General features: G+C 64.3%; 3 protein-coding genes and 1 other annotated feature. All 3 genes read right to left on the minus strand.

Annotation, left to right across the window (positions count from 1 at the left end; translation table 11 throughout):
* Nucleotides 1-689, minus strand: a 689-nt coding sequence (locus AC1RS9_RS14425) for an IS3 family transposase (RefSeq protein WP_492921966.1), incomplete at its 3' end; no start/stop codon positions are given.
* Nucleotides 627-728: a sequence feature (AL1L pseudoknot), on the minus strand. Its footprint overlaps the gene before it by 63 nt.
* A complete protein-coding gene (locus tag AC1RS9_RS14430; RefSeq protein ID WP_136788999.1) occupies nt 686-1,009 on the minus strand; it encodes a transposase in 324 nt (107 codons plus the stop codon). Its footprint overlaps the feature before it by 43 nt. The genes AC1RS9_RS14430 and AC1RS9_RS14425, both read right to left, overlap by 4 nt.
* A 1,700-nt stretch (nt 1,010-2,709) precedes the next feature.
* On the minus strand, nt 2,710-2,891 hold a 182-nt coding region (locus AC1RS9_RS14435), incomplete at its 5' end, for a hypothetical protein (protein WP_492921968.1).

A 2,891-nucleotide genomic window follows, 5' to 3' on the forward strand; every position in this document is an offset into this window, starting at 1 on the left:
GGTCCCTGTCGTTCGCTGCCATCGCCAACACCTTCCACGTCAAGGTGTTGCGACGACCAGTTGAATCCGCCCTGGACGCCGCGGTCGCTGTGGTGCACGAGCCGCCCACCCTGACGCGCCGTCGGAGTCGTCGCGATGGCCTGCTGCAACGCGATCATCGGCAACGCCTGCGTCGTCAACGACGACGCGACCGACCAGCCGACAATCTTGCGCGTGCACGCATCCGTGATGAAGGCCGTGTACGCGAACCCGCTAACGGTGCGCACGTAGGTGATGTCTGCTACCCACAACATGTCCGGCGTCAACGCGTGGAAGTCACGCTCCACGAGATCCGGGCGGTGGTCGGGCAGCTTCGACGGCACGGTCGTGAACGGGCGGCGCCCACGGCGAACACCGTGCAGCCCAGCGATTCTCATGAGTCGCGCGGTCTGGTCGCGTCCGATCAGCCAGCCCTCGCGGCGCATCGCGTGCCACATCTTGCGGTGGCCGTACACGCCGTAATTCTGGGCGTGGAGGCGTTTCACTTCCTCCACAAGGACGTCGTCGCGGATCGCTCGCGCGCAGCGAGGGCGGGCTTTCGCGGCGCGGTAGCCGCGGGAGGTGATGAACCCACAGTCCGTCGCGCGAAGGGCGCGACAGATCGGCTCGACCCCGAACTGATCCTTGTGTTCGTCGATGAACCGGATCATCTCGTCGTGGGGCGGTCTGGTTCCGCTGCGAAAAAAGCCGAGGCCTTCTTCAAGATCTCGTTCGCGCGCCTCGTTTCGGCGAGTTCGCGGCGTAAGCGCCGGTTCTCTTCCTCGAGGGACTCACGCGGCTTCGCCGCGCCAGTCGCCGCTGGCTCTTCACCGGGGCGGGGCATCCAGTTACGGATCGTGGCGGGCGCTATCCCGAGCGACGCTCCCACAGCGTCCATCGCGACACGCTGCGAGCATCCATCGGCGGCGCGCTTGTCCAACACCATCCGCACCGCATGCTCACGTAAGTCCTGGTCGTACTTCTTGGGCATGGTCCGATTCTCCTTCAGGAAGGACGGAACCAAACCCAGGGCGCTTCAGTGCCACGAACGCCGCCACTTGATCCGGGCCGAGCCCTGGTTGGCTCCGCCATCCCTCGCGGCGCCGGTAATGGCGCAGCCCACGAGACCACGCTAAACGAACGCGTTGATCAATAGCCCCGGGTCAGGCATCTAGACTCGCTGCTGGCCCTGACGAACCCGGGTCAGGAAGCTCCTTTCGAAGGGGCGTTGACACGACACGCGCGGGGGGTCAACTTAGGTGACGGTGAGGATTGGGGTGTGACTGTGGAGTGGGGGCCGGTGTCGGCGTGGGTCGGGTCGCTTCTGACCGGTGGATCGCTGCTGTTGGGGTTCAACATCATGCGGCGCGATCGTGCGCGTGATGAGGCGGCAGAAGCTCGGCTTCTTTCGTGCAGTCTTCGCGGTGAGAGAAGCGACATCATCGTGCGCGTAACGAACGCGAACTCACTACCTATCCACCACCTCGCGACAGCCGTGGACACGCCGTCGGCCGTAGATTCAGCAGGTGGGCGGATCCCTCGGAGCGTTGCTTCCCTTCCCGACCATGGGATCGATATCAGCCCCGGCGCAGAGGATGTGGAGGTCTTCAGGACTTCACGCATTGACGACAACCGTGCCGTCCCCCTCTACGTGTCCTTCACGGACTCAAGTGGGCGCCGTTGGAGACGTGGGTTCGATGGAAGGCTCGAGCGCGACCGCACATATGACCCCTTCCCGTGGGAACGTGTCGCGGGTCGATGGGGACGGTTCGGCGACCGAGCTCGGCATCGAGCCGATCGGTATAGGTATTGGTGGGAGCAGCGCAGGGCAGGGCGTAGGTTGAAGAACGAGCTGCGCTGACCCCGTGTCTTCATGTCTGGTCACAGTTAAGAGGCTGTCCATTTGCACCTCGACATGGGTTACGGGGACAAGCGCCCCGCACCCGGTGTCGTTGACGCGTGAAGTCAGAACGATCTACGACAGTCAGATCCAAGCCCTTAGAGAGACTGCCAACGCGCTCTGAAGGGCCCAGAACAGCCCCATCCAGTCACCACACGGCACCCATACCGCGCTTGGACGGGTCTGACTGCGGCTTGGAAGTCGTCGCTGACGTCAATGTCGGCGCGGCCGACGGCCCGCTGACCGGCGGTTGGCCGATCTCGCGGCGCCGGTCGCTTCGGTCCAGTCATTCATCGACTCTCGGCCGGTGACAGCAGCAGCGAAGAGATCCGGTGAACGCATGGATGCCCACGGGCCAGGCGACTCGGCCGGTGCCTGTAGACGCGGACTAACGGGCCGGAGGTTCCCGAGGGAAGCACTCCGCGGGTCCGGTCGGCAGAGCGGCGAGCACGGGAAGGATCGTAAGCCGGGTGTAGGTCCACAAGATTGGGCTAAGCATGGTTTCCATGCTGGCGGCGAAGGCCCCTCCGTCGGAATGGTTGCTTCGGTGGTGCTCATGGGCGGCTTCCTCGCTCAAAAGCGCGGCGGATTCCGCATGCACGCAGCCCCATGCTCCCTTGAGGCGAAGGGTGCCACCAACCTGTACTTGCCCCTGTGGTCCTTCTGCCAGCTTCACGACCCATATCAGGGGTGTGGTCGCGCTCGAGTCCCCTTCGGTCCACGTAACGTTTAGGCGTAGGATTGCGAGGTCCTGAACGAGGGCCCCGCTAAACATGTGTGGCATGGCGGTGCTAGCGGGTCAGCAATTCGGCCATGCGCTGAATCTGCTGTGTCGCAGGAATCTCGTTGAGTGCGGCGACGTCCTGGGATAGGACTGCGGTGCCCTCGCCGGCGTTGGGGACTGCTGCACGGATAGGTGACATCGACTCTGTGGTGCCGTTCGGTGCCGCAGGAGAGGATGTGCACCATGCCC

This window comes from Dermacoccus sp. MPR-E5, from assembly GCF_058809565.1.

What these genes read in the sequence shown, in the direction of transcription:
- AC1RS9_RS14430 (WP_136788999.1), bottom strand. Translation starts at nt 1,009, where the DNA reads ATGCCCAAGAAGTACGACCAGGACTTACGTGAGCATGCGGTGCGGATG.